Raw genomic sequence first — 23,479 nt, forward strand, 5'->3', positions numbered from 1 at the left:
TATTAAATTTATTTAATGAGAACTGAATGATTTTTTATGTTTTGCTGAATGTTTAGACCACCCCGTCAAAAATTCATTTTGAATTTTCGCCACCCCTCCAGAGAAGGGGAATTTTTATGCTGTTGATTTAACTTTAATTAAAATTTAAAGCACAAAAAATGCCCCAATTAAATTGAGGCATTGTTCTTATATTGTTAAGAAAATCTTACGCTTGTACGTTGTTTCCACCTAATACGAAAGGCTCAACTTCTTTGATTTCTCCGAATTGTTGCTCGTAGTTTGCGATGTTTTGTTGAAGAGCGCTTAATACTCTTTTAGCGTGAAGAGGAGCAAGAATGATTCTTGATCTTACTTTAGCTTGTTGTACACCCGGCATTAATTGGATGAAATCTACTACGAATTCAGATGGAGAGTGGTTTACTAAAGCTAAATTAGCGTAAACTCCTGCAGCTACCATTTCGTTTAATTCGATGTTGATGTTTCCGTCTTGTGGATTTTGATTGTTGTCCATTGTTATTGTATATTATATTTTAAATAAATTCGAAATTTGAGAATGTGAAAGTATAAAAATAATTTCAATCCTCAAATTTCAAATTATTAATTTTAGTTAAGATCTTCGAATTCTTTTTTAGAACCTACGATCACATTCTGATATTCCTTAAGACCTGTACCTGCAGGAATTCTGTGTCCTACAATTACATTTTCTTTAAGACCGCTCAGGTAATCTACCTTACCGGCAACTGCTGCTTCGTTCAGAACCTTAGTTGTTTCCTGGAACGATGCTGCAGACATGAATGATTTCGTCTGAAGAGCTGCTCTTGTAATACCTTGCAGTACAGGCGTTGCTGTAGCAGGTAAAGCTTCTCTTACTTCAACTAATTTCTGATCTTCACGCTTAAGCTTGGAGTTTTCGTCTCTTAATTCTCTTGCTGTAATCATCTGTCCCGGCTTGAAGATTTTAGAATCACCAGCCTCAGTAACCACTTTAAGTCCGAATACTCTGTTGTTTTCTTCCAAGAAATCGTATTTGTGCTCAAGAGCTCCTTCAAGGAACTGAGTATCACCTCCATCAACGATTGATACTTTAGTCATCATCTGTCTTACGATGATTTCGAAATGCTTGTCGTCGATTTTTACCCCTTGTAGACGGTAAACTTCCTGAATTTCATTTACTAAATATTCCTGAACCGCAGTTGGACCTTTAATTCTTAAGATGTCTTCCGGAGTAATTGATCCGTCAGAAAGCGGCGAACCGGCTCTTACGAAGTCATTCTCCTGAACTAAGATCTGGTTTGATAATTTAACTAAATAAATTTTTCTCTCTCCAGTTTTAGCCTCAACAATAAGTTCACGGTTACCTCTCTTAATTTTCCCGTAAGAAACTACCCCATCGATTTCTGTAACAACCGCCGGGTTTGAAGGGTTTCTTGCTTCGAATAATTCGGTAACTCTCGGAAGACCTCCGGTGATATCCCCTGCTTTTGCAGATTTTCTCGGGATTTTGATTAAGACTTTACCAGCCTTAATTTTTTCACCATCGTTTACCATTAAGTGGGCTCCTACCGGTAAGTTGTAACCTTTTTGTTCAACTCCTTTAGAATCTACCACTTTCAAAGTAGGTACGGCTTTCTTATTTCTGGATTCAGAGATTACTTTCTCTTCGAATCCTGTCTGTTCGTCAATTTCAAGCTGGAATGAAATACCCTGAATGATATCTTCATATTCAACCTTACCAGCAGTTTCAGCAATGATTACCGCGTTGTAAGGATCCCATGAACAGATCACATCGCCTTTTTTCACTTTATCTCCAGGTTTCACCGCTAATATCGAACCGTAAGGTACGTTTGCGATCATCAATGGAGTTCTTGATTCATTATCAGCAACTAATCTAAATTCTGTTGTACGAGATACCACTACTTCAGCAGTGTTTCCGCTTTCATCTTCAGAAGTAATTGTTCTTACTTCATCCAATTCTACGATACCGTCTCTTCTGGCAACAATTGAAGGGTTTTCAGATACGTTGGTTGAAACCCCACCCTGGTGGAAAGTTCTCAACGTAAGCTGAGTTCCCGGTTCCCCAATAGACTGAGCAGCAATTACACCTACCGCTTCACCCATGTGGATTGTTTTACCAGTAGCTAAGTTTCTACCGTAGCATTTTGCACAGATTCCTTTTTTAGCTTCACAAGTCAGTGGTGAACGAACTTCAACAGCTTCTAATCCAACCTCTTCGATTCTTTTAGCAAATTCTTCATTGATTACCTGATCTGCTTCAATGATTAATTCATCAGATTCCGGGTCATAGATATTATGAAGAGAAACTCTACCTAAGATTCTTTCTGAAATTCTTTCAACGATCTCGTCATTTTTCTTAAGTGCAGTAACTTCTGTACCTCTTAAAGTTCCACAGTCGTCTTCTGTAACGATAACGTCCTGAGCAACGTCTACCAATCTTCTCGTAAGGTAACCAGCATCGGCAGTCTTAAGAGCGGTATCCGCAAGACCTTTACGGGCACCGTGGGTAGAGATAAAGTATTCTAAGATGGAAAGACCTTCTTTAAAGTTTGCAAGGATCGGGTTTTCGATAATTTCCGCTCCGGTAGAACCGGCTTTTTGCGGTTTTGCCATCAAACCTCTCATCCCTGATAACTGACGGATCTGTTCCTTAGAACCCCTCGCTCCAGAGTCAAGCATCATATATACAGAGTTGAACCCACCTTGATCGGTTTTCATTCTGCTCATGATCATTTCAGTTAATCCTGCGTTGGTGTTTGTCCAAACGTCGATTACCTGGTTATAACGTTCTGTATCCGTAATAAGACCCATGTTGTAGTTGGCTCTAATTTCGTCTACAGTTTCAATTGAAGTAGCAATCATCTGCTTTTTCTCAACAGGAACCACGATGTCTCCTAATGAGAATGAAAGACCTCCTTTGAATGCATTTGAATATCCTAAGTCTTTCATTGCATCCAGGAACTTCACAGTTGTAGGGAAGTCTGTATCAGCAAGGATCTTACCGATAACGTTTCTTAATGATTTCTTCGTAAGAAGCTCATTAATATATCCTGATTGTTTAGGTACGATTTGGTTGAATAGAATTCTACCAACTGTAGTTTCGATCAATCTTGTTACTAATTCTCCGTCTTCTTTTACAGGTAATCTACATTTTACCTTAGCATTTAAAGAAACTTTACCTTCTGCATAAGCGATTTCCGCTTCCTCAGGAGAATAGAATGCAAGACCTTCACCTTTTACTTTCATATCTTCTGTAGAGCTCAATTCTTTAGTCATGAAATAAAGACCAAGAACCATGTCCTGAGAAGGTACCGTAATTGGAGAACCGTTTGCAGGGTTCAAGATATTTTGAGAACCTAACATCAATAACTGAGCTTCAAGGATCGCTTCAGGGCCTAACGGTAAGTGTACCGCCATCTGGTCACCATCGAAATCGGCGTTGAATGCTGTTGTTACCAACGGGTGTAGCTGGATTGCCTTACCTTCGATCATCTTAGGTTGGAAAGCCTGAATACCCAGTCTGTGAAGCGTAGGTGCCCTGTTTAATAAAACCGGGTGACCTTTCATCACGTTTTCAAGGATATCGTATACTACTGGTTCTTTTCTATCAATAATTCTCTTTGCAGATTTTACTGTTTTTACAATCCCTCTTTCAATTAGTTTTCTAATGATAAACGGTTTGTACAATTCCGCAGCCATATCTTTAGGAATACCACATTCGTGAAGTTGTAAGTTTGGACCTACAACAATTACCGAACGCGCCGAGTAATCTACCCTTTTACCTAATAAGTTCTGACGGAAACGCCCCTGCTTACCTTTCAATGAATCAGAAAGCGATTTCAATGGTCTGTTTGATTCAGATTTTACGGCTGAAGATTTTCTTGTATTATCGAATAATGAATCTACTGATTCCTGAAGCATACGCTTCTCGTTTCTCAAGATTACTTCTGGAGCTTTGATCTCCAATAATCTCTTCAAACGGTTGTTTCTGATAATAACTCTTCTGTAAAGGTCATTCAAATCGGAAGTTGCGAAACGTCCACCATCCAACGGAACTAATGGTCTTAGTTCTGGTGGGATTACTGGAAGCACACGCATAATCATCCACTCAGGCTTGTTGATCATTCTTGTATTAGCACCTCTTAATGCTTCTACAACATTTAATCTTTTTAAAGCCTCAGTTCTTCTTTGTTTTGAACCTTCATTGTGAGCTTTGTGTCTTAAATCGAAAGACAATGCATCAAGATCGATTCTTTTTAAAAGATCTTCAACAGCTTCAGCACCCATTCTGGCGATGAATTTGTTTGGATCAGAATCATCAAGATACTGGTTCTCAATAGGAAGAGTTTCCATGATATCAAGATACTCTTCTTCTGTTAAGAATTCCATGTGCTCAAAATCAGAACCGTCTAATTTTTTAGCAATACCCTGTTGGATCACCACATATCTTTCGTAGTAGATGATCATATCTAATTTCTTAGAAGGAATTCCTAAAAGGTATCCGATTTTGTTTGGTAAAGAACGGAAATACCAGATGTGCGCAATTGGAACTACAAGGTTGATGTGCCCGATTCTCTCTCTTCTTACTTTTTTCTCAGTAACTTCTACTCCACAACGGTCACAAACGATCCCTTTGTAACGAATTCTCTTGTATTTTCCACAAGCACATTCGTAATCCTTTACAGGACCAAAAATTTTCTCACAGAATAACCCGTCTCTTTCAGGTTTGTGAGTTCTGTAGTTAATAGTTTCCGGCTTTAAAACCTCCCCTCTCGATTCCTGAAGAATCGATTCCGGTGAAGCTAAACCGATGGTTATTTTATTAAATCTACTTGATTTATTTTTATTTGACATAATTTTTTTTAGATTTTAGATTTCAGATTTCAGATTTCAGACGAAATCATCATTCCAAATTCAAGGATTATAAAATTCTTAGAGCGTCATAGTCTGACATCTTGTGTCTGACATCTGATATCTTACTCCTCCAATCTTACGTCTAATCCAAGACCTTGTAACTCGTGAAGTAATACGTTGAATGATTCCGGAATACCTGGTTCAGGCATGGATTCACCTTTTGCAATTGCTTCATAAGTTTTCGCTCTACCAATCACGTCATCCGACTTCACAGTAAGGATTTCTCTCAAGATATTTGATGCTCCGAATGCTTCAAGAGCCCAAACCTCCATCTCTCCGAATCTCTGACCTCCGAATTGAGCTTTACCTCCTAACGGCTGCTGAGTAATCAACGAGTAAGGTCCGATAGAACGTGCGTGCATCTTATCATCAACCATGTGACCTAGCTTCAACATATAGATAATACCTACTGTTGCAGCCTGAGTAAATCTTTCCCCAGTACCACCATCATAAAGGTAAGTATGACCGAATTTAGGAAGACCTGCTTTTTCTGTATATTCAGTAATCTGATCAAGAGTAGCTCCATCGAAGATTGGTGTAGCGAACTTCAGACCTAATTTCTGACCAGCCCATCCAAGAACTGTTTCATAAATCTGTCCGATGTTCATACGGGAAGGTACCCCAAGTGGATTCAATACGATATCAACCGGTGTTCCGTCTTCAAGGAACGGCATATCTTCTTCACGAACAATTCTCGAAACGATACCTTTGTTACCGTGACGTCCCGCCATTTTATCCCCTACGTTCAGCTTACGTTTCTTAGCGATGTAAACTTTAGCCAATTTCATGATACCTGCAGGAAGCTCATCCCCGATAGAAATTGCGAATTTCTCACGGTTTTTAACTCCTTGAATATCGTTGTACTTGATTTTGTAATTGTGAATTAACTGTTTGATTAATTCATTTTTATCGTTATCTACCGTCCAGTCTGAACCGCTAACGTTTACATAATCTTCAACTGATGTCAATAATTTGTGAGTGAACTTCACACCTTTACCGATAATTTCTTCATCAAGGTCATTTTTCACGCCCTGAGAAGTTTTACCGCTTACCAGTGTATTTAATTTTTCAATTAAAGTATTTCTCAAATCATCAAACTTAGCTTTATAAGTATTTTCAATCTCTTCAAGCTTAAGTTTTTCTTCAGTTCTCTTCTTTTTATCTTTAATGTTTCTTGAGAACAATTTCTTGTCGATCACAACACCTCTTAATGATGAGTCAGCCTTCAATGAAGCATCTTTCACATCACCGGCCTTGTCACCAAAGATTGCTCTAAGAAGCTTTTCTTCAGGAGTAGGGTCAGATTCACCTTTTGGAGTGATCTTACCGATCATGATGTCTCCAGGCTTCACTTCGGCACCGATTCTGATCATACCGTTTTCGTCAAGATCTTTCGTAGCTTCTTCAGAAACGTTCGGAATATCTGCTGTAAGCTCTTCCATACCTAATTTGGTATCACGAACTTCAAGAGAATATTCATCCACGTGGATTGAAGTAAACCAGTCTTCACGTACAACTTTTTCGTTGATTACGATTGCATCCTCGAAGTTGTATCCTTTCCAAGGCATGAAGGCAACCACTAAGTTTCTACCAAGAGCCAATTCTCCGTTTTCGGTAGCATAACCGTCGCAAAGTACCTGTCCTTTTTCCACTACATCACCTACTCTTACGTTTGGTCTTAGGGTAATTGTTGTACTTTGGTTGGTTTTTCTGAACTTAGTTAAGTTATATGTTTTAGTAGCGGATTCGAATTGTACTAAATCTTCGTCTTCGCTTCTTTCATATTTAATAACGATTTTGTCAGCATCTACATATTCTACAGTACCTGTACCTTCAGCATTGATCAAAATTCTAGAATCTTTTGCAACTTGTTGTTCCAGACCTGTACCTACGATTGGAGCCTGTGGCTTCAATAGAGGAACTGCCTGACGCATCATGTTTGATCCCATCAATGCACGGTTCGCATCATCATGCTCCAGGAATGGAATTAATGAAGCTGAAATACCGGAAATCTGGTTTGGTGCAACGTCGATAAGGTCAACCTGGCTTGGCTCAACTACCGGGTAGTCACCATCCAATCTTGCAATGATTCTGTCTGTTAAGAAATCACCATTATCACTTAATTCAACGTTTGCCTGAGCAATTACTTTAGATTCTTCATCTTCAGCATTTAGATAAATAGGATCTGCGGTAAGATCAATCTTACTATCAGCTACTTTTCTATATGGTGTTTCGATGAAACCTAATCTGTTGATTTTAGCATAAATACCTAAAGATGAAATCAAACCGATGTTTGGTCCTTCCGGAGTTTCAATCGGGCAAATTCTTCCGTAGTGAGTATGGTGAACGTCACGAACCTCGAAACCTGCTCTTTCTCTTGATAAACCTCCAGGCCCTAGTGCAGAAAGTCTACGCTTGTGCGTGATTTCTGATAGTGGGTTGGTTTGGTCCATGAACTGAGAAAGCTGGTTGGTACCAAAGAACGAGTTGATTACAGATGTTAAAGTTTTCGCATTTACAAGGTCAAGCGGAGTAAAGATTTCGTTATCTCTAACGTTCATTCTTTCCTTGATTGTTCTTGCAATTCTTGAAAGACCAACACCGAACTGTCCTGCTAATTGCTCACCAACAGTTTTAATTCTTCTGTTTGATAAGTGGTCGATATCATCAACCTCTGCTTTAGAGTTTACAAGCTCGATCAAATGTCTTACGATCGCGATGATATCTTCTTTTGTAAGAACTTCAGTTGTAGTAGGGATGTTTAGACCTAACTTTTTGTTTAGTCTGTAACGTCCTACTTCACCTAATGAATATCTTTGCTCAGAGAAGAATAATTTTTCAATGATTCCTCTTGCTGTTTCCTCATCTGGCGGATCTGCATTTCTTAACTGACGATAAATGTATTCTACCGCTTCTTTTTCAGAGTTGGTAGGGTCTTTTTGTAATGTATTCTGGATGATAGAGAATTCGTTACTGTTTTCTTTGTGAATCAAAATAGATTTCACACCAGCATCCAGGATAAGATCTAAATGTTCTTTTTCAAGGATTGTTTCTCTATCCAGGATGATTTCGTTTCTTTCGATAGAAACTACTTCTCCTGTATCTTCATCTACGAAGTCTTCGAACCAAGTGTTCAATACTCTCGCAGCCAATGTTCTTCCTTCTACTTTTTTAAGGGCAGCTTTAGAAACTTTTACTTCTTCAGCAAGGTCGAAGATCTGAAGGATATCCTTATCAGATTCGTAACCGATAGCTCTTAAAAGGGTAGTTAATGGTAATTTTTTCTTACGGTCGATATACGCGTACATTACGCTGTTGATATCTGTTGTAAATTCCATCCAAGATCCTTTGAAAGGAATAATTCTTGAATAGTACAATTTGGTTCCGTTTGCGTGGTAAGTCTGTCCGAAGAATACACCAGGTGAACGGTGAAGCTGCGTAACGATAACTCTCTCAGCACCATTGATGATGAAAGATCCACTAGGCGTCATGTAAGGAACCGGGCCTAAGTATACATCCTGAACAACAGTCTGGAAATCCTCGTGCTCAGGGTCTGTACAATACAATTTAAGTCTTGCTTTTAGAGGAACTGAATAGGTCAATCCTCTTTCCACACACTCGTCGATTGAATAACGTGGAGAATCTACCAGGTAATCTAAAAACTCTAATACAAACTGGTTTCTAGAATCGGTAATTGGGAAATTTTCTTGGAAAGTCTTATACAAACCTTCGTCTCTTCTGTCTTCAGGAAGCGTATCAAGCTGAAAAAATTCACTAAAAGACTCAATCTGGATATCCAAAAAGTCCGGAGTGATGATTTTTCCTTTCGCTGAAGAGAAATTAACTCTCTGATTTCCCCTAGTTGTTGATGTTGTTTTACTCATAAAACTTTTAAGAAAGGGTTAAAAAATATTTTGATTCATTAAAAAATATCAGGAGAAGATAATAGAGAATTGAAAAAGAGAAAAGATTTCAAATGTTTGGCGCTATTAGAAATAATCTTTATTCTTTGTTCTTTATTCTTACAATCTAATTCCTAACTGCAACACTGGTATATCTTTTCACAGTGTAATGCAAAATATTTTTATTACTTTTGAGGCAGAATTGGATGCTATCCATATACAAGAAATCCCTTTCATTGATTTTACATGAAAGAGTTGATTTTCAATATTTTACAGATTTATAAACAATTATTCGCGCCAAAAGAGGAGCAAAGATACAAAAACTTATCCACATTTACAACATTTGACTTGATAATTTGTTTTGCGAATTTTGAATTTGCTATTCCTTGAATTTAATTTAAATTGATCTTGTTTTACCGACAGACATCCTAGCCCCGATAGGAGCATTTGTTTGAGCTCATTTTGTATTTTTAGGTTGCGGCGGCAAAGCCGCCGCAACCTAAAAATACAAAATAGCGAGTGCGGATAGCGGGATTAAGCTCCTTAAAAATTATAATCTGCATTGGGGAATAAAAAAAGCCCGGACAATGTCCAGGCTTCATATTTTTGGTAAACTAGAATTATTTCAATTCTACTTCAGCACCAGCTTCTTCTAATTGCTTCTTAAGAGCTTCAGCTTCGTCTTTAGAGATACCAGTTTTGATTGGAGCAGGAGCACCATCTACGATATCTTTAGCTTCTTTAAGACCAGCACCAGTTAAATCTTTTACTAATTTAACGATAGCTAATTTAGAAGCACCTGCAGACTTAAGAATTACGTCGAATTCAGTCTTTTCTTCAGCAGCTTCACCTGCACCACCTGCAGCAACTACTACAGCAGCAGCAGCTGGCTCAATTCCGTACTCATCCTTAAGGATAGTAGCTAATTCGTTTACGTCTTTTACTGTTAGGTTTACTAGCGTTTCAGCTAAATTTTTTAAATCTGACATTGTTGTAATGTTTTTGTTGATTATTTATTTAATTTTTTGAGTGTAATTATTCAGCAGCTGGCGTTTCGTCAGTGCTTTCTGTAGCAGGAGCTTCCGGAGCTTCAGAAGCAGGAGTTTCTTCCACAGCAGGTGCAGCTTCTTCAGCTTTAGCTTCTACTGTTTCAGGTTTGTTTTGAAGAGCAGAAACAACTCTCTGGATTGGAGACTGAAGTAATCCGATGATTTCACCGATCATTTCTTCTCTAGACTTGATATTTACTAAAGTGTCCAGATTGTTGTCACCAACATAGAAAGTTTCCTGAACAAAAGCAGACTTAAGAGCCGGCTTCTCTTCTTTCTTTCTGAAATCTTTGATTAATTTTGCAGGAGCGTTTGAAGTCTCAGCGATCATTAATGCAGAGTTTCCTTTGAAAGTCTGGAACATTTCAGAGTAATCTACTCCTTCAATCTGCTCCATTGCTTTTTGTAAAAGTGTATTTTTTACAACCTTTACTTTGATATTTTGTTTGAAAGCCTGTCTTCTGAATTCTGAAGACTTAGCAGCGTTCAATCCGTCTAGATCTGCTACGTATACTACTTTTGCATCCTGAAGCAAGTCTTTGATCTCTTGTATTGCTACAACTTTTTGGTCTTTTGTCATTGTCTTAAGGATTTATATTAGTTAACAGATTTAGTATCAATTGCAATACCCGGGCTCATTGTAGAAGACAAGTAGATGCTTTTTACATAAGTTCCTTTAGCAGCAGTCGGTTTCATTTTGATCAATGTAGAAATTAATTCCTGAGCATTTTCTCTTAATTTATCAGCATCGAAAGATACTTTACCGATAGCAGCATGGATGATACCATATTTATCTACTTTGAAATCGATTTTACCAGCTTTCACCTCAGTTACTGCTTTACCAATTTCCATTGTTACAGTACCTGATTTAGGGTTTGGCATTAAACCTCTTGGTCCTAATACTCTACCTAAAGGTCCTAATTTACCCATTACAGCTGGCATAGTAACGATAACGTCAACATCTGTCCAACCGCTTTTGATTTTATCTAAATACTCGTCAAGACCTACATAGTCTGCACCAGCAGCTTTAGCTTCAGCTTCTTTATCTGGAGTAACAAGAGCTAATACTTTAACATCTTTACCAGTACCGTGAGGAAGAGATACAACACCTCTTACCATTTGGTTTGCCTTTCTTGGGTCTACCCCTAATCTTACAGCGATATCTACAGAAGCATCAAACTTTGCAGTGTTTACTTCTTTCACTAGAGCTGAACCTTCAGAAAGGTTATAAATCCTTCCTTTTTCTACTTTGCTTAAAGCTTCTTTTTGCTTTTTTGTTAATTTTGCCATTTCAATAAGTTTTAAGCGTTAGTTGGTTTAGTTCCTGTTACTCTTAATCCCATAGATCTTGCTGTACCTGCAACCATAGAAATAGCTGAATCCATTGTAAAGCAGTTAAGGTCTGCCATTTTATCTTCAGCGATTTTCTTTACCTGATCCCAAGATACAGAACCTACTTTGTTTCTGTTTGGTTCACCGGAACCTCCCTTGATTTTAGCGGCATCCATCAACTGGATCGCTGCAGGTGGAGTTTTAATAACGAATTCAAAAGATTTGTCTTCGTATACTGTAATTACTACAGGTAAAACTTGCCCTGGCTTATCTTGGGTTCTCCCGTTAAATTGCTTACAAAACTCCATGATGTTAACACCTGCAGAACCCAAAGCTGGACCTACTGGTGGAGACGGGTTTGCTGCCCCTCCTTTCACCTGAAGCTTTACCATTTTAAAGACTTTCTTAGCCATTGTTTGTTTTTTAAATTTGAATAATTAATGAGTTTGGAAGCATTATTATTCAGCAGGTTACCCCATTCTCACATTAGGCTAACCTACTTTTCGGATTGCAAAAGTATAAAAAATTTTTGAAATAGCAAATGGATATCCTTGATTTTTAGAAAGTTTTAAAGAAATACATTTAAATATATAAAAAAACCTTCCCAATCAAAGATCTGATAAGGAAGGACACACGTTGAAAAAAAAATTGTAATTTTTTATAGAATCTTGTTGATTATTAATTTTGATGAAGTTTTATCTATTTTTAAGTCACTCAAAGAGCCAACCATATTACTTGTACCAAATGTCAGGAATTGTAAGGCTACTTTTTGCCCCGCTTTCAGCCATAATGTAGAATTAGTAACCAAAAAGAATAAACTTGCAGCCATACCCGGATTTTTTGTCCCTCTGTATATAACGTTGTGAGAAGTGGAAACGCGTCCTCCATCTACCACCAACGCCGTGAAAGCATCACCTGAAGTACCGTCAAAACTACCCGAACCTTCTGCAGGAGTGATAAACCCACATACTCCATACATAAAGTACAGTCCGTCTTTAGGAACCACAAATTCTCCTGTAAGCGGGTTGTATGCATTCATAGAATCATATTGCTCATCTAATTTCAGGGTTGTAAATTCATTGTCATTCCAGTCATTGTCAGCAGATAGCGTTGCTCCAGCTGTAGCACTTAAAATTCTGTTTCCGGAATTATTAACTGAAAATGCATCTCCCCCAGCAACCTTAATTACCCCATTATTATCAGCTACCAACAGTCTGTCCGATCCCAACCCTACATTATTATTAATGTCTCTTATTCTAACATTTCCATTCACAACATCCAGACGCTCCGTAGGAACTGTAGTTCCTATTCCGACAGATATTGTACCCTGTCCCACTCCCGAATTTACAGCTACTGTAAAGTCATTAGACTGTTGAACAATAGAAGGGATTCCGGTTTTAGGATTGTCCCTAGCTCCGTCAATATGAAACATTCCTTGAGGATTAGGAGTATTAATCCCTACTTGTGCAAAGAATAAGCTTGAAGAAAATATTGAAATAATTAAAAGTAATTTTTTATTCATCCTTGTTTGATTTAAAACTCTGACAAAAATAGAAATCAAGAATATTTAATCAAATAATCATTGCAGAAATATTCTTTTAAATCTACTAAGACTAATTCCCATTGATTAAAATAATTAATAAAAACATACATAATGAAGATAGATATAAACAAATCTTGATTTATCCTCAGAAAATGAATAAGGAAAAAAATTGATTAAAGAATAATTTTCAAATTAAAGTGAATTTTAAAATTCAATAAAACATTTTACAATATTTATATTTTAATGAATTTTTTTCTTGGATTAAACGTAGACTCACTTAAATTAAAGAATACAGCAACAAAAAAAACCGCTCAAAGAGCGGTTTTATATGATAAATATTTTTTTTAAACTTTTTCGACTTGCATATAGCTAAGTTCCATTGGAGTTTTTCTACCGAAAATCAGTACAGAAACCTCAATTTTCTTTTTATCTTCAAGAATTTTTTCAACTGTTCCGTTGAATCCGTTGAATGGTCCGTCAATTACTTTAACGTTTTCACCTACAACATAAGGGATTTCAACATCGCTTGCAAATTCAGAAAGTTCATCCATTCTTCCAAGCATTCTGTTTACTTCAGACTTTCTCATTGGAACAGGATCACCACCTTTCGTTAAACTTAAAAAAGAAATAACTCCAGGAATGTTCTTTATAACGTGAGGAATCTCTCCCATCAGATCAGCTTCAACCATTAAGTATCCAGGATAGTAAGGTTTCTCTTTAGGAACTTTTTTACCGTTTCTAACTTGGATGACCTTTTCCATAGGAATAACCACTTGAGTAACATACTGTTCAAACCCTAAACGTTTGATTTCTGCCTCAATATAGTTTTTCACTTTATTTTCCTGACCGCTGATTGCTTTCAGCACATACCATTTCAATTCGCTCATTGTGGGAAAATACTTTTATTATTAATTGAACAAGTTGATTAGCATTCCTATTATGTTGCTGATTGCTTTAGAAAACAATTCATCAACTCCAAAAGTAAATAATGCCAAAATAACTGTTGCAATCGTTACGACAATTGTAGAAGACTGCAGATCAGCCCATTTCGGCCATTCAACTTTATGTCTGAATTCGTTATAAGAACCTTTTAAAAAATCGATAAATGAACTCATATTTGTTATTTGCACGGGCACAAGGACTCGAACCCTGATCAACGGTTTTGGAGACCGGTATCCTACCATTGGACGATGCCCGTAGATTAAAAAGCTTCCGTAAAGAAGTTCCTTACGGAAGCTTTATTATTTTAAGATAATTAATCTAAGATTTCAGTAACCTGACCTGAACCAACTGTTCTACCTCCTTCTCTGATCGCAAATCTAAGACCTACGTTAAGAGCGATTGGCTGTAACAATTCTACAGTGATCTCTAAGTTATCACCAGGCATTACCATTTCTACACCTTCTGGTAAGAAGATCTCACCTGTAACGTCAGTAGTTCTTACGTAGAACTGAGGACGGTATTTGTTGTGGAATGGAGTGTGACGTCCACCTTCTTCTTTAGAAAGGATATATACTGATGCTTTCAATTTTTTGTGTGGCTTCACAGAGTCTTTCTTAGCGATTACCATACCTCTCTTGATGTCAGTTTTTTCAATACCTCTCAACAATAGACCTACGTTATCACCAGCTTCACCTCTGTCTAGGATTTTTCTGAACATCTCAACCCCTGTAATTGTAGAAGTTAATTTTTCATCACCCATACCAACGATATCAACAGGATCTCCTGTGTTGATAATACCAGCTTCGATTCTACCAGTTGCTACAGTACCTCTACCTGTAATAGAGAATACGTCTTCGATTGGCATCAAGAATGGCTTATCTGTATCTCTTACTGGCTCTTCGATCCAAGTATCAACAGCATCCATTAACTGCTCAACACTCTTAAACCACTGATCATCAGTGTTTACTGGGCTTGAAGTAGCAGCTGTAAGTGCACCAAGTGCAGAACCTTGAATTACTGGAGAGTTATCTCCGTCGAAATCATAAGTAGACAATAAGTCTCTAAGTTCCATTTCAACAAGCTCTAATAACTCAGCATCATCTACCATGTCAACTTTGTTCATGAAAACAACGATTCTAGGTACGTTTACCTGACGGCAAAGTAGGATATGTTCTCTAGTCTGAGGCATTGGACCATCAGTTGCAGCACATACTACGATAGCTCCATCCATTTGAGCAGCACCAGTTACCATGTTCTTAACATAGTCGGCGTGACCTGGACAGTCAACGTGAGCATAGTGTCTTTTTTCAGTTTCGTACTCGATGTGAGCAGTATTGATAGTGATACCTCTTTCTTTTTCTTCTGGAGCAGAGTCAATTGCAGAGAAGTCTTTTTTCTCAGCAAGACCTTTGCTAGCTAATACAGCAGAAATAGCAGCTGTAAGAGTAGTTTTACCATGGTCAACGTGACCAATAGTACCAATGTTCAAGTGTGGTTTGTTACGATTAAACGTTTCCTTTGCCATGATTTAAATTATTTATTTATTGTTTTTCAATTTTTCGGTGTGCAAATATAATGAATTTTTCAAATACCAAAACCTTTTTATTAAAAAAGTTTCAATATTCAAATCCAATGAAGTACAAACCTTATATTTCAATGTATTGAGACTGCAAATTTACACATTTTTCCCGATTGAAAAAAACTTTGTAAAACGTTTTATGGAAAAGCCTGAAACACAATTTGTTTCAGGCTCGGATAATATAAATATAAATGAAAGAATAGCTAAATCTGCTGTGATTTTTTGGTCCTGTTGAAGATCCAGAAAATGATCGGGAAAATCAATAAAGTAAGAGCTGTCGCCGTAATCAATCCACCGATAATTACAATCGCCAATGGTTTTTGAGATTCGGAGCCGATGCCCGTTGACAACGCTGCAGGCATTAATCCAATTGAAGCCATTAAAGCGGTCATAATTACGGGACGTGTTCTGGATTTGACTCCATTAAAAATAGCTTCATCCAAACTCAATCCGCTCTTGACATTTTGATGGAATTCTGTGATGAGAATGACCCCGTTTTGAATACAGATTCCGAGCAATGCAATCATCCCTACTCCCGCGGAAATTCCAAAATTCATACTGGTGATATGGAGTGCAATAATCCCTCCGATCAGTGCAAATGGAACATTCGCCAATACCAAAAGTGAATCTTTCATATTACCGAAAAGGATAAATAAAAGCAGAAAGATTCCCAAAATACTAATCGGAACAACCTGAGCTAATCGTTTCGAAGCTCGCTGCTGGTTTTCAAACTGACCGGTCCAGCCAACAGAATATCCGTCCGGAAGTTGAATTTTTGCCAATTTTTCCTGAGCATCAGCAATTGTACTTCCCAGATCACGGTCACGAATCGAGAATTTAACCCCAATATAACGCTTAATATCATCTCTGTAAATAAACGCCGCACCATTATCTTTTTCAATCGTACTGATTTCTTTTAACGGAATTTTAGAACCGTCCTGCGTAGGAACCATCAATGCCGCAATATCATTTTCATCTTTTCTGTACTCTTGAGAATAACGCAGACGAATCGGGAATTTCCTTTCACCATCAAACATCTCTGAGGCGGTTTTTCCTCCGAAAGCCATTTCCAGAACAGATTGCGCGTCATCGGGCATTACTCCGTAAGCTGCCATTTTATCCCGATCAAGGACTACACTTACTTCAGGCTGGCCGATATTTTTTATAATTCCAGGGTCTTTTACGCCATCAACATCTTTGATTTGTTTTAAAACCTCATCAGCTAATCTGTCTAAAGTCTGCAAATTATCTCCGTAAATTTTAATTCCGTTTTCTGCTTTAAAACCTGCCACCGCTTCGGCAACGTTGTCGGAAATGGGTTGAGAATAATTAAAAGTAATCCCTTGGTAAGTCCTAAGTTTTTTATCGATTTCTTCAATCAGATCGTCGTAACTGATGTTTCGTTTCCAGTCTTCTTTAGGTTTAAGATTGACGGCAAACTGTACAAATCCAAATCCGTTCGGGTCGGTTCCGTCGTTACTTCTGCCCGTTTGTGCGAGAACATCCGTGACTTCCGGAAAGCCCATAATATCCTTCTTTAAAAGGTCAGCGGTTTTCAACGATTCTTTTAATGATGAACTCATCGGCATTTCTGCGGTGATCCAAAGTGAACCTTCATTTAGCTGCGGTAAAAATTCTGTCCCTAAAAATTTTCCTGAGAATAATGTTACGGCTAAAAATGAAATAGCAACCATTAAACTCATTTTTTTATGTCTAAAAGTATAGTTGAAACCTTTCAAAACAATTCTGTCCCAGAAATTCACAAACGGATTGTTTTTTTCTTTAACATTTTTATTTAATAGAATATGCGAAAGAACAGGAACTAAAGTCAATGTGAAAATCAAAGCCCCGATTAATGCAAAACCTAATGTAAATGCCAATGGTGAAAACATTTTCCCTTCCACTTTCTGAAACGAGAAAATCGGAATTAATGAAGTAATGATGATTAATTTTGAAAAGAAAATTGCTTTTCCTAAACCTGTTCCCGTTTGTTTGATCCAACCTCCTTTTGCCATTTTATTAAACTTTTCCGGTCCGTATTTATGGGCTTTATGATCGAGCATTACGAAAAGTCCTTCCACCATAACGACGGCTCCATCAATGATAATTCCGAAATCTACGGCTCCAAGTGAGAGTAAATTCGCGCTCATCCCCGCCAGTTTTAAACATAAAAACGCAAATAATAAGGATAACGGAATGATAATCGAAACAATCAACGTCGTTCGCCAGTCTGCCATAAAAATCAAAACGATTACCGTTACCAGAATGATCCCTTCCAGTAAATTGTGCATGACAGTTTCTGTCGTGAAATCCATTAAATTGTCACGGTCGTAGAAGGTGACCATTTTTACATCTTTCGGAAGGATTTTTTCATTTAATTCTTTAATTTTAGCCTTAACTCCAACCAAAACTTCACGCGGATTTTCGCCTTTTCTCATGACGACAATTCCTTCAACAGTATCTTCATGATTATTTAATCCGGCCTGCCCTACTCTCGGCATCGAACTTTCATGAACTTCAGCAACATTTTTAACCAAAACAGGGTTTCCGTTGTCATTTTCAATCGTAATATTCCCAATATCATTAATAGATTTCACCAAACCGATTCCTCTCACCACATAAGCCTGTCCGTTTTTCTCGATGACATCACCGCCGACATTTAAATTACTTTTCGTTACAGCATCGTAAACCTGAAGCGGTGTTAAATTGTATTTATCCAACGCTCTCGGATCAATACTTAATTCAAAAACTTTATCCTGGCCTCCGAAAACATTGATATCTGCAACTCCCGGAACACCTCTCAGCGCTCGGTCGACCACCCAATTTTGGAGGGTTAATAATTCCCGTGAATCTTTCTTTTTACTCTCCAACGTATATCGGAAAATCTCTCCTGTTGGTCCGTAAGGCGGCTGTACTTCGGGATCTACTTCATCAGGAAGGCTGACTGTCCGCAATTGGTTGTTGACCTGATTTCTGGCAAAAGTATCGTCCACACCATCGTCAAAAAGAATCTTCACAATCGAAAGCCCAAACATCGTGGTGCTTCGCACACTGGTTTTCTTCTGAACCGGACTCATCGCCAATTCAATAGGTGTCGTAACAAACCGTTCGACTTCTTCCGCGCTTCGCCCATTCCACTGAGTGATGATGATAATCTGGGTGTTGGTAACGTCCGGAAAGGCTTCAATAGGCATATTTTTGAAGCTTATAAACCCTGCGACCGCCAAAACAGCAACCCAAATAAAGGTGAATGCTTTATTTTTTAATGAAAAGGCAATTATATTTTTAATGAATTTATTCATAGTAGAAATTAGAGGTTAGACTTTAGATATTAGACTAATAACTAGATGTTTAACTATTCAAAGAGCGATAAATCAACAATTGATTATTGGTGATGACGTCTTCTCCTTCAGACAAACCTTCGGAAACGTAAGTGGTGTCGCCAACTTGTTTTAAAACCTTTATTTCTTTCACCTTAACATCTGTTCTTGATTTATAAATTACCACAAAACTCCTGTTATCATCAAAAATCACCGCTTTTGAAGGAACCGTCAATGCCGTATTATTTTCTGAGCTTGTGACTTTTATCGTGGCTTTACTTTCAGGAATTAATAATCCGTTGGCATTGTCTAAAACTACTCTGGCTTGCATCGCATTGGTTTGCGGATCGATAATTTTAAATATTTTATCAATTTTTCCATCAAAAAATTTGTCAGGATAAGACAATGTAGAAACCTGAGCTTTCATTCCGAGGCTTATTTTATCGATATCAGATTCATTGACGTTCATAATTGCCCAGACATTGGTTGTATTTGCGACATCGAAAATATTTTCGCTTCTGTCACTCCTCAACTGCATATCTTTATTGATGTTTTTCTGAACAATATATCCACTGATCGGGGCCACAACACTGTAAATATTCCCTTTTTTCACATTATAGACCGTACTCACCGCACTTGCTCTCTGCATTTGGTCCTGTGCTTTCTGCAGCTGGCTTTTGGCTTCCAGCACATCTCTTTCGGTGTTAAGTTTTCCTTCGTACATTTCTCTGGCGACACGGAGATTGTTTTCCGCAACTACCAAATCTGTTTTTGCATCGCTTACGTCTTTCTGAACCTCAGCTAATTCCGTACTTCGGATGGTCGCCAAAACCTGCCCTTTTGTCACATGGTCTCCCAACTCTACATTTACACTCAAAACATTTCCTCCAACAAGCGGATAAACATCGATATAGCTGTTTTTATCGGCGGATATTTTTCCGTAGAAATTGTAATTATCTTCTATATATTTTTTTTCAACTTTAGCTAATACAATGGATTTTAGCATGGTATTGCTCAATTCAAAGCCTTTTTTTGCCTGTGGTTTTGCTTCTTCCTCTTTTTTGGAGCAAGACATGATTGACAAAACCATCATTATTAAGATTATATTTTTTTTCATGTTAATAGAAGATTTTTGTTTGTACCAGCTGATTCAATTGTTCTGCCGACTGGATGATTCCGTTTTTCATATCATAAATCTGCAGAGCCGTTTCCCTGTAGCTGTCCATGAAATCGGTAAATTCAATAAGGCTGATGTTTCCTTTTTTGAAATTACTCAGCATTCCGTTGTATACCAGTTCGAGATTATTCACATCATCTGTTTTGATTTCTGCCAATTGATCGTATTGCGATTTCCAGATTTTAAAAGCGGACTGAACTTTAGTTTCAAGATTTAATTTCTGAAAATCTGCATTTTTTTGATTCTGCTGAATGGCATAATTTGCCTTTTCAACGTTTCCTTTATTTGATTTCCAGAGAGGAAGCGGAATTCCGATCATCAGATTCACTTCGTTTTTAAAAGTCCCTCCGTTTTGATCCCAGCCCGCTCCGATATTTAAATCAGGAATATTCAGAGATTTTTGCCACTGTGCATACAGTTTGCTGCTGTCAATTAATTTTAAATTATATTGATAGTCCGCATTATTTTCCAATGCTTTTTTCTGCAATTCACTTTCGTCTCCGAAAGGTTGGGCAGCAAGAATTTCCTTCGCTTCAGATTCTGAGAGCTGTGGTTCGATATCGTCTGTAATTCCTGTTAAAACTTTTAGGTTTTGTTCAAATTCAAGAATATTTTTATTGATCCCAATCTTGTCGTTATTTAATTGAATAACAATACTTTGTAGCCTTACTTCGTCCTTCAGAGAGACATTTCCTTTCGCAGTCTGTACCTTATAAGCTGCCAGTAGGTCATTCATGTAACCCAGTTGCTTATTGGTATTTTCGAGCTTTAATTTTTCGTAATAAAGATTATAATATGCCGTATGAAGCTGGGCTTTCAGATCAACCAAAAGTTGGGAAAACTGAAGCTGCGCCAGCCCTTTGTTTGATTTTGCAAAGGCAATTTCGTTTTTCTTTTTGCCTCCCATGTAGATTAACTGGGTAATTTCCGCTCCTTTGGCACGTCCTACATCGAAAATTTTTCTGTCTTCAGGATTATAAGCATTGATTTGTCCGCTCAGTTGTGGAAGTTCCCAGATTTTAGCCTGCAAAATATCTGCATCAGCCATATTAATATTATATTGTTCGGCGAGCAGTTGTAAATTGTTCTTTTGAAAAGCCTCTTCACAATCCAAAAGCGACATTTGCTGTTGTGCCATCATCATTGAAGAAATGATAATGAACAGCCCTGCAATTTTGTTCATTTTTGTTATTTTTATGGTACAAAATTGCCTTTCTGCTATTAAAACGGGCTTAAAGTGAGCTTAAAATAAAATTAAATTTGATTTTGAGGAAGTAAATTGTTGGTTCTACAATTATAGGAAGTTGTTAGGTTGATTTATTGAAGTCTTAGAAAATCCTTCGACAGGTTCAGGATGACATCGCTAATGCTATCGTCTAAAATCTCAGTTAAAAAATTATTTATTAAAAATCACACTGAATTTATTCAGCAGATTTGCAGGAGATGAATATTTGATTTCTGCGCCGTGGTATTCCAGGATTCTTTTGACTATTCTTAAACCAAGACCGGATCCGGAAATATTCTGAGAATTATTCCCTCTCATAAAGGCTTCAAACAGCTTGGTCTGCTCTTCTTCCGGAATTATGTCGCCGTGAGAAATGACATCAACAGTAAGATATGAAGGAGTTTCCGTGATCAGAACATCCACCTCTGCATTGTCAGAATATACTGCCGCGTTTTTAAACAAATTAATAAAAACAATATCCAAAAGTGACTGAATACCTTTTATAGTTAAAAGTGCATTTTCAGAGGTATTTTCAGAGATCAGGAAATCCATTTTCAGTTTCGGGTAGCTTTTTTCAACCGCCTCGAAGGATTCAAAAATAACTTCATCAATTCTCACCTCTTCATAAATGCTCTGAATGTTTTCTTTATCAAATTTTGTGAGGAGCAAAAGGGAATTGGTAAGGTCTGAGAGCTGATACACATCTTTCTGAATCTGCTTCAATGAAGATAAAGTTTCGGGGGAATGCTGCTCAAATTTAATTAAATTCTCCAACTGGAAAGCCATCCTGGTTATTGGCGTCCTGATTTCGTGCGATGCACTTGCCGTGAAGTCCTTTTGTGACTGGAAAACGTCATTTAACCTTATAATCATCGTATTAAAAGATTGGGCAAGAACGTCAATTTCGTCATTGGAATTTCTAACGGGGATCTGGGTTGTCAATTTATGGGCCGTAACTTCGGAAATCTCTTGATTTAAATCTTCCAAAGGCTTAAGGAACTGCCCCATGAAATAATAGCTGAAAAAGCCGATGAGAAGCGTACTCATGACATAAGATGTAATTAAAAGGTATTTTAAATACTCTAATTTGGATTTTCCGTTGGTATCAAAAGCGCTGGTAAGAATGTAATAATTTTCACCGTTGATATTACGAACTGCCGCGTAAATTTCAGGAACGGTTTTTTCGGAATAAATAACTTTCTTTTGGTCGAGTTCCTGCAGCAATCCGTCATCCCAGGTTACATTTTTGTCTTTAATAGTACTATAGATGAGTTCTTTTTTATTATTAAAAATTAAAATGGTTTCATTTAAAAGAATATTATCGGAATTTTCATTAAAAAAAACGGGTGCTTCTTCTTCAAAATCTTTCGATTTGGCAATAAAATGTGAAGTAAACTCCAATCTCTGCCGGAATCTTTCTTTGAATTCGTCTCTCCGGAAATCATTAAAGGATATGTAAATCACCGTCATCACAATACCGAAAAGCAATGAAAAGGCAATACTGAGATTGAGCGCTATCTTCCGTTTTAAAGACATCTATAATGGACTTAGATAATATCCGAAGCCGGAGCGTGTATGAATGAGCTTAACTTTAAAATCTTTATCAATTTTCTTTCTTAAAAAGTTGATATAAACCTCAACTGTATTTGTATTGGTATTGAAATTATGTTCCCATACATTTTCTGTGATCTGCTGTTTTGAAACCGTCCTTCCCTGTGCTTCTGCAAGATAAGCCAATAGCTGGAATTCTTTTAAGGTGAGTGCAATTTCATTTCCGGCCCGAAAAACTTTCTGTTCGGTTTTATTGATAATCAAATCATCAATCCTGATGATATCCTGATCAGTATTGTCTGAAGGCGTTTTTCTCCTAAGCAAAGAATTGATGCGCAACAACAGCTCCTCAAACTGAAATGGCTTTACCAGATAATCATCCGCCAATCTTGTAAAGGCATCTTTTTTATCAGACAAATCGCCGTAAGCCGAAATAATAATGATCGGAGTACTTTTATCGAAAGAACGAATGGTCTGACACACATCCAGCCCGTTTATTTTGGGCACATTAATGTCAAGCAGAAACAAATCGTAAGTGCTGTTCTTTATCTGACGAAGGAATGTCTCTCCATCATAAATTTTGTCGCACGTGAAGTTATTTGACTCCAAAAACTTACAAAGTTCCGCCGAAAGAATAAGGTCGTCTTCCAATAAAAGAATATTCATCAAACTTATTTTATTACGAATGTAACGAAATTTTTTATGATTCGGAGACTGACTGAAGGGTTGAAGAATAGTTTTAATTAAATTTTAAGGTTATTTAAAATAGACAAAGGCTTAGACTTATCAAGGTAATACAATGAAAAGATATAGTTTAATTTATAATGGTTAAGCTTAGAGATGCTTTCAGCATGACAAACTTTATGCTTATAGATTGTTTAATAATTAAAATTTTGGGCAAAAAAAATCCCGAAGGAATTTCGGGATTAC

General features: G+C 37.3%; 16 protein-coding genes and 1 tRNA gene. All 17 read right to left on the reverse strand.

Annotated features, from left to right (window positions below; translation table 11 throughout):
* Nucleotides 1-205: 205 nt before the first annotated feature.
* The 17 genes from ATE47_RS13115 to ATE47_RS13200 all read right to left on the reverse strand — a co-directional run bounded on the left by ATE47_RS13115 (nt 206) and on the right by ATE47_RS13200 (nt 23,215).
* Complete coding sequence (locus ATE47_RS13115; RefSeq protein WP_034723398.1) at nt 206-511, reverse strand: DUF3467 domain-containing protein; 306 nt, start codon at nt 509-511, stop codon at nt 206-208.
* 92 nt (nt 512-603) lie between these two features.
* Entirely contained in the window at nt 604-4,869 is a 4,266-nt protein-coding gene (rpoC, locus tag ATE47_RS13120; protein ID WP_062162399.1) for a DNA-directed RNA polymerase subunit beta', read from the reverse strand.
* Between the two features lie 122 nt (nt 4,870-4,991).
* Nucleotides 4,992-8,813, reverse strand: a complete 3,822-nt coding sequence (rpoB, locus tag ATE47_RS13125) for a DNA-directed RNA polymerase subunit beta (RefSeq protein ID WP_062162400.1) — start codon at nt 8,811-8,813, stop codon at nt 4,992-4,994.
* Nucleotides 8,814-9,451: 638 nt separating this feature from the next.
* Nucleotides 9,452-9,820: a 50S ribosomal protein L7/L12 gene (rplL, locus tag ATE47_RS13130; protein ID WP_042721315.1), complete on the reverse strand. Its 369-nt coding sequence runs from the start codon at nt 9,818-9,820 to the stop codon at nt 9,452-9,454.
* A 46-nt stretch (nt 9,821-9,866) separates the two neighbouring features.
* Nucleotides 9,867-10,460 (reverse strand): 50S ribosomal protein L10, encoded by a 594-nt coding sequence (gene rplJ, locus ATE47_RS13135; RefSeq protein WP_062162401.1) that lies wholly within the window; start codon nt 10,458-10,460, stop codon nt 9,867-9,869.
* A gap of 17 nt (nt 10,461-10,477) precedes the next feature.
* Nucleotides 10,478-11,170, reverse strand: a complete 693-nt coding sequence (rplA, locus tag ATE47_RS13140; protein WP_062162402.1) for a 50S ribosomal protein L1 — start codon at nt 11,168-11,170, stop codon at nt 10,478-10,480.
* An 11-nt stretch (nt 11,171-11,181) separates the two neighbouring features.
* Nucleotides 11,182-11,625 (reverse strand): 50S ribosomal protein L11, encoded by a 444-nt coding sequence (rplK, locus tag ATE47_RS13145; RefSeq protein ID WP_062162403.1) that lies wholly within the window; start codon nt 11,623-11,625, stop codon nt 11,182-11,184.
* A 245-nt stretch (nt 11,626-11,870) separates the two neighbouring features.
* Nucleotides 11,871-12,734, reverse strand: a complete 864-nt coding sequence (locus ATE47_RS13150; RefSeq protein WP_062162404.1) for a hypothetical protein — start codon at nt 12,732-12,734, stop codon at nt 11,871-11,873.
* A 365-nt stretch (nt 12,735-13,099) separates the two neighbouring features.
* Nucleotides 13,100-13,642, reverse strand: coding sequence for a transcription termination/antitermination protein NusG (gene nusG / locus ATE47_RS13155; protein ID WP_062162405.1), 543 nt, complete (start codon nt 13,640-13,642; stop codon nt 13,100-13,102).
* A 21-nt stretch (nt 13,643-13,663) separates the two neighbouring features.
* On the reverse strand, nt 13,664-13,870 hold the full coding sequence (secE, locus tag ATE47_RS13160) for a preprotein translocase subunit SecE (RefSeq protein ID WP_039369543.1): 207 nt from the start codon (nt 13,868-13,870) through the stop codon (nt 13,664-13,666).
* Between the two features lie 12 nt (nt 13,871-13,882).
* Nucleotides 13,883-13,953: transfer RNA gene (locus ATE47_RS13165), tRNA-Trp, on the reverse strand.
* A gap of 57 nt (nt 13,954-14,010) precedes the next feature.
* Nucleotides 14,011-15,222, reverse strand: a complete 1,212-nt coding sequence (gene tuf / locus ATE47_RS13170) for an elongation factor Tu (protein ID WP_062162406.1) — start codon at nt 15,220-15,222, stop codon at nt 14,011-14,013.
* A 257-nt stretch (nt 15,223-15,479) separates the two neighbouring features.
* Complete coding sequence (locus ATE47_RS13180; RefSeq protein WP_062162408.1) at nt 15,480-18,578, reverse strand: efflux RND transporter permease subunit; 3,099 nt, start codon at nt 18,576-18,578, stop codon at nt 15,480-15,482.
* A gap of 49 nt (nt 18,579-18,627) precedes the next feature.
* Entirely contained in the window at nt 18,628-19,713 is a 1,086-nt protein-coding gene (locus ATE47_RS13185) for an efflux RND transporter periplasmic adaptor subunit (RefSeq protein ID WP_062162409.1), read from the reverse strand.
* Between the two features lies 1 nt (nt 19,714).
* Nucleotides 19,715-20,956, reverse strand: a complete 1,242-nt coding sequence (locus tag ATE47_RS13190; RefSeq protein ID WP_082632601.1) for a TolC family protein — start codon at nt 20,954-20,956, stop codon at nt 19,715-19,717.
* A gap of 213 nt (nt 20,957-21,169) precedes the next feature.
* Nucleotides 21,170-22,534, reverse strand: coding sequence for an ATP-binding protein (locus tag ATE47_RS13195; protein ID WP_062162410.1), 1,365 nt, complete (start codon nt 22,532-22,534; stop codon nt 21,170-21,172).
* Nucleotides 22,535-23,215 carry a response regulator transcription factor gene (locus ATE47_RS13200; protein ID WP_062162411.1) on the reverse strand — a complete coding sequence of 227 codons (681 nt, stop codon included), beginning with the start codon at nt 23,213-23,215 and terminating at the stop codon, nt 22,535-22,537. It abuts the gene before it with no gap.
* Nucleotides 23,216-23,479 lie beyond the last annotated feature (264 nt).

The sequence above is a fragment of the Chryseobacterium sp. IHB B 17019 genome (assembly GCF_001456155.1).
GTDB lineage: Bacteria > Bacteroidota > Bacteroidia > Flavobacteriales > Weeksellaceae > Chryseobacterium.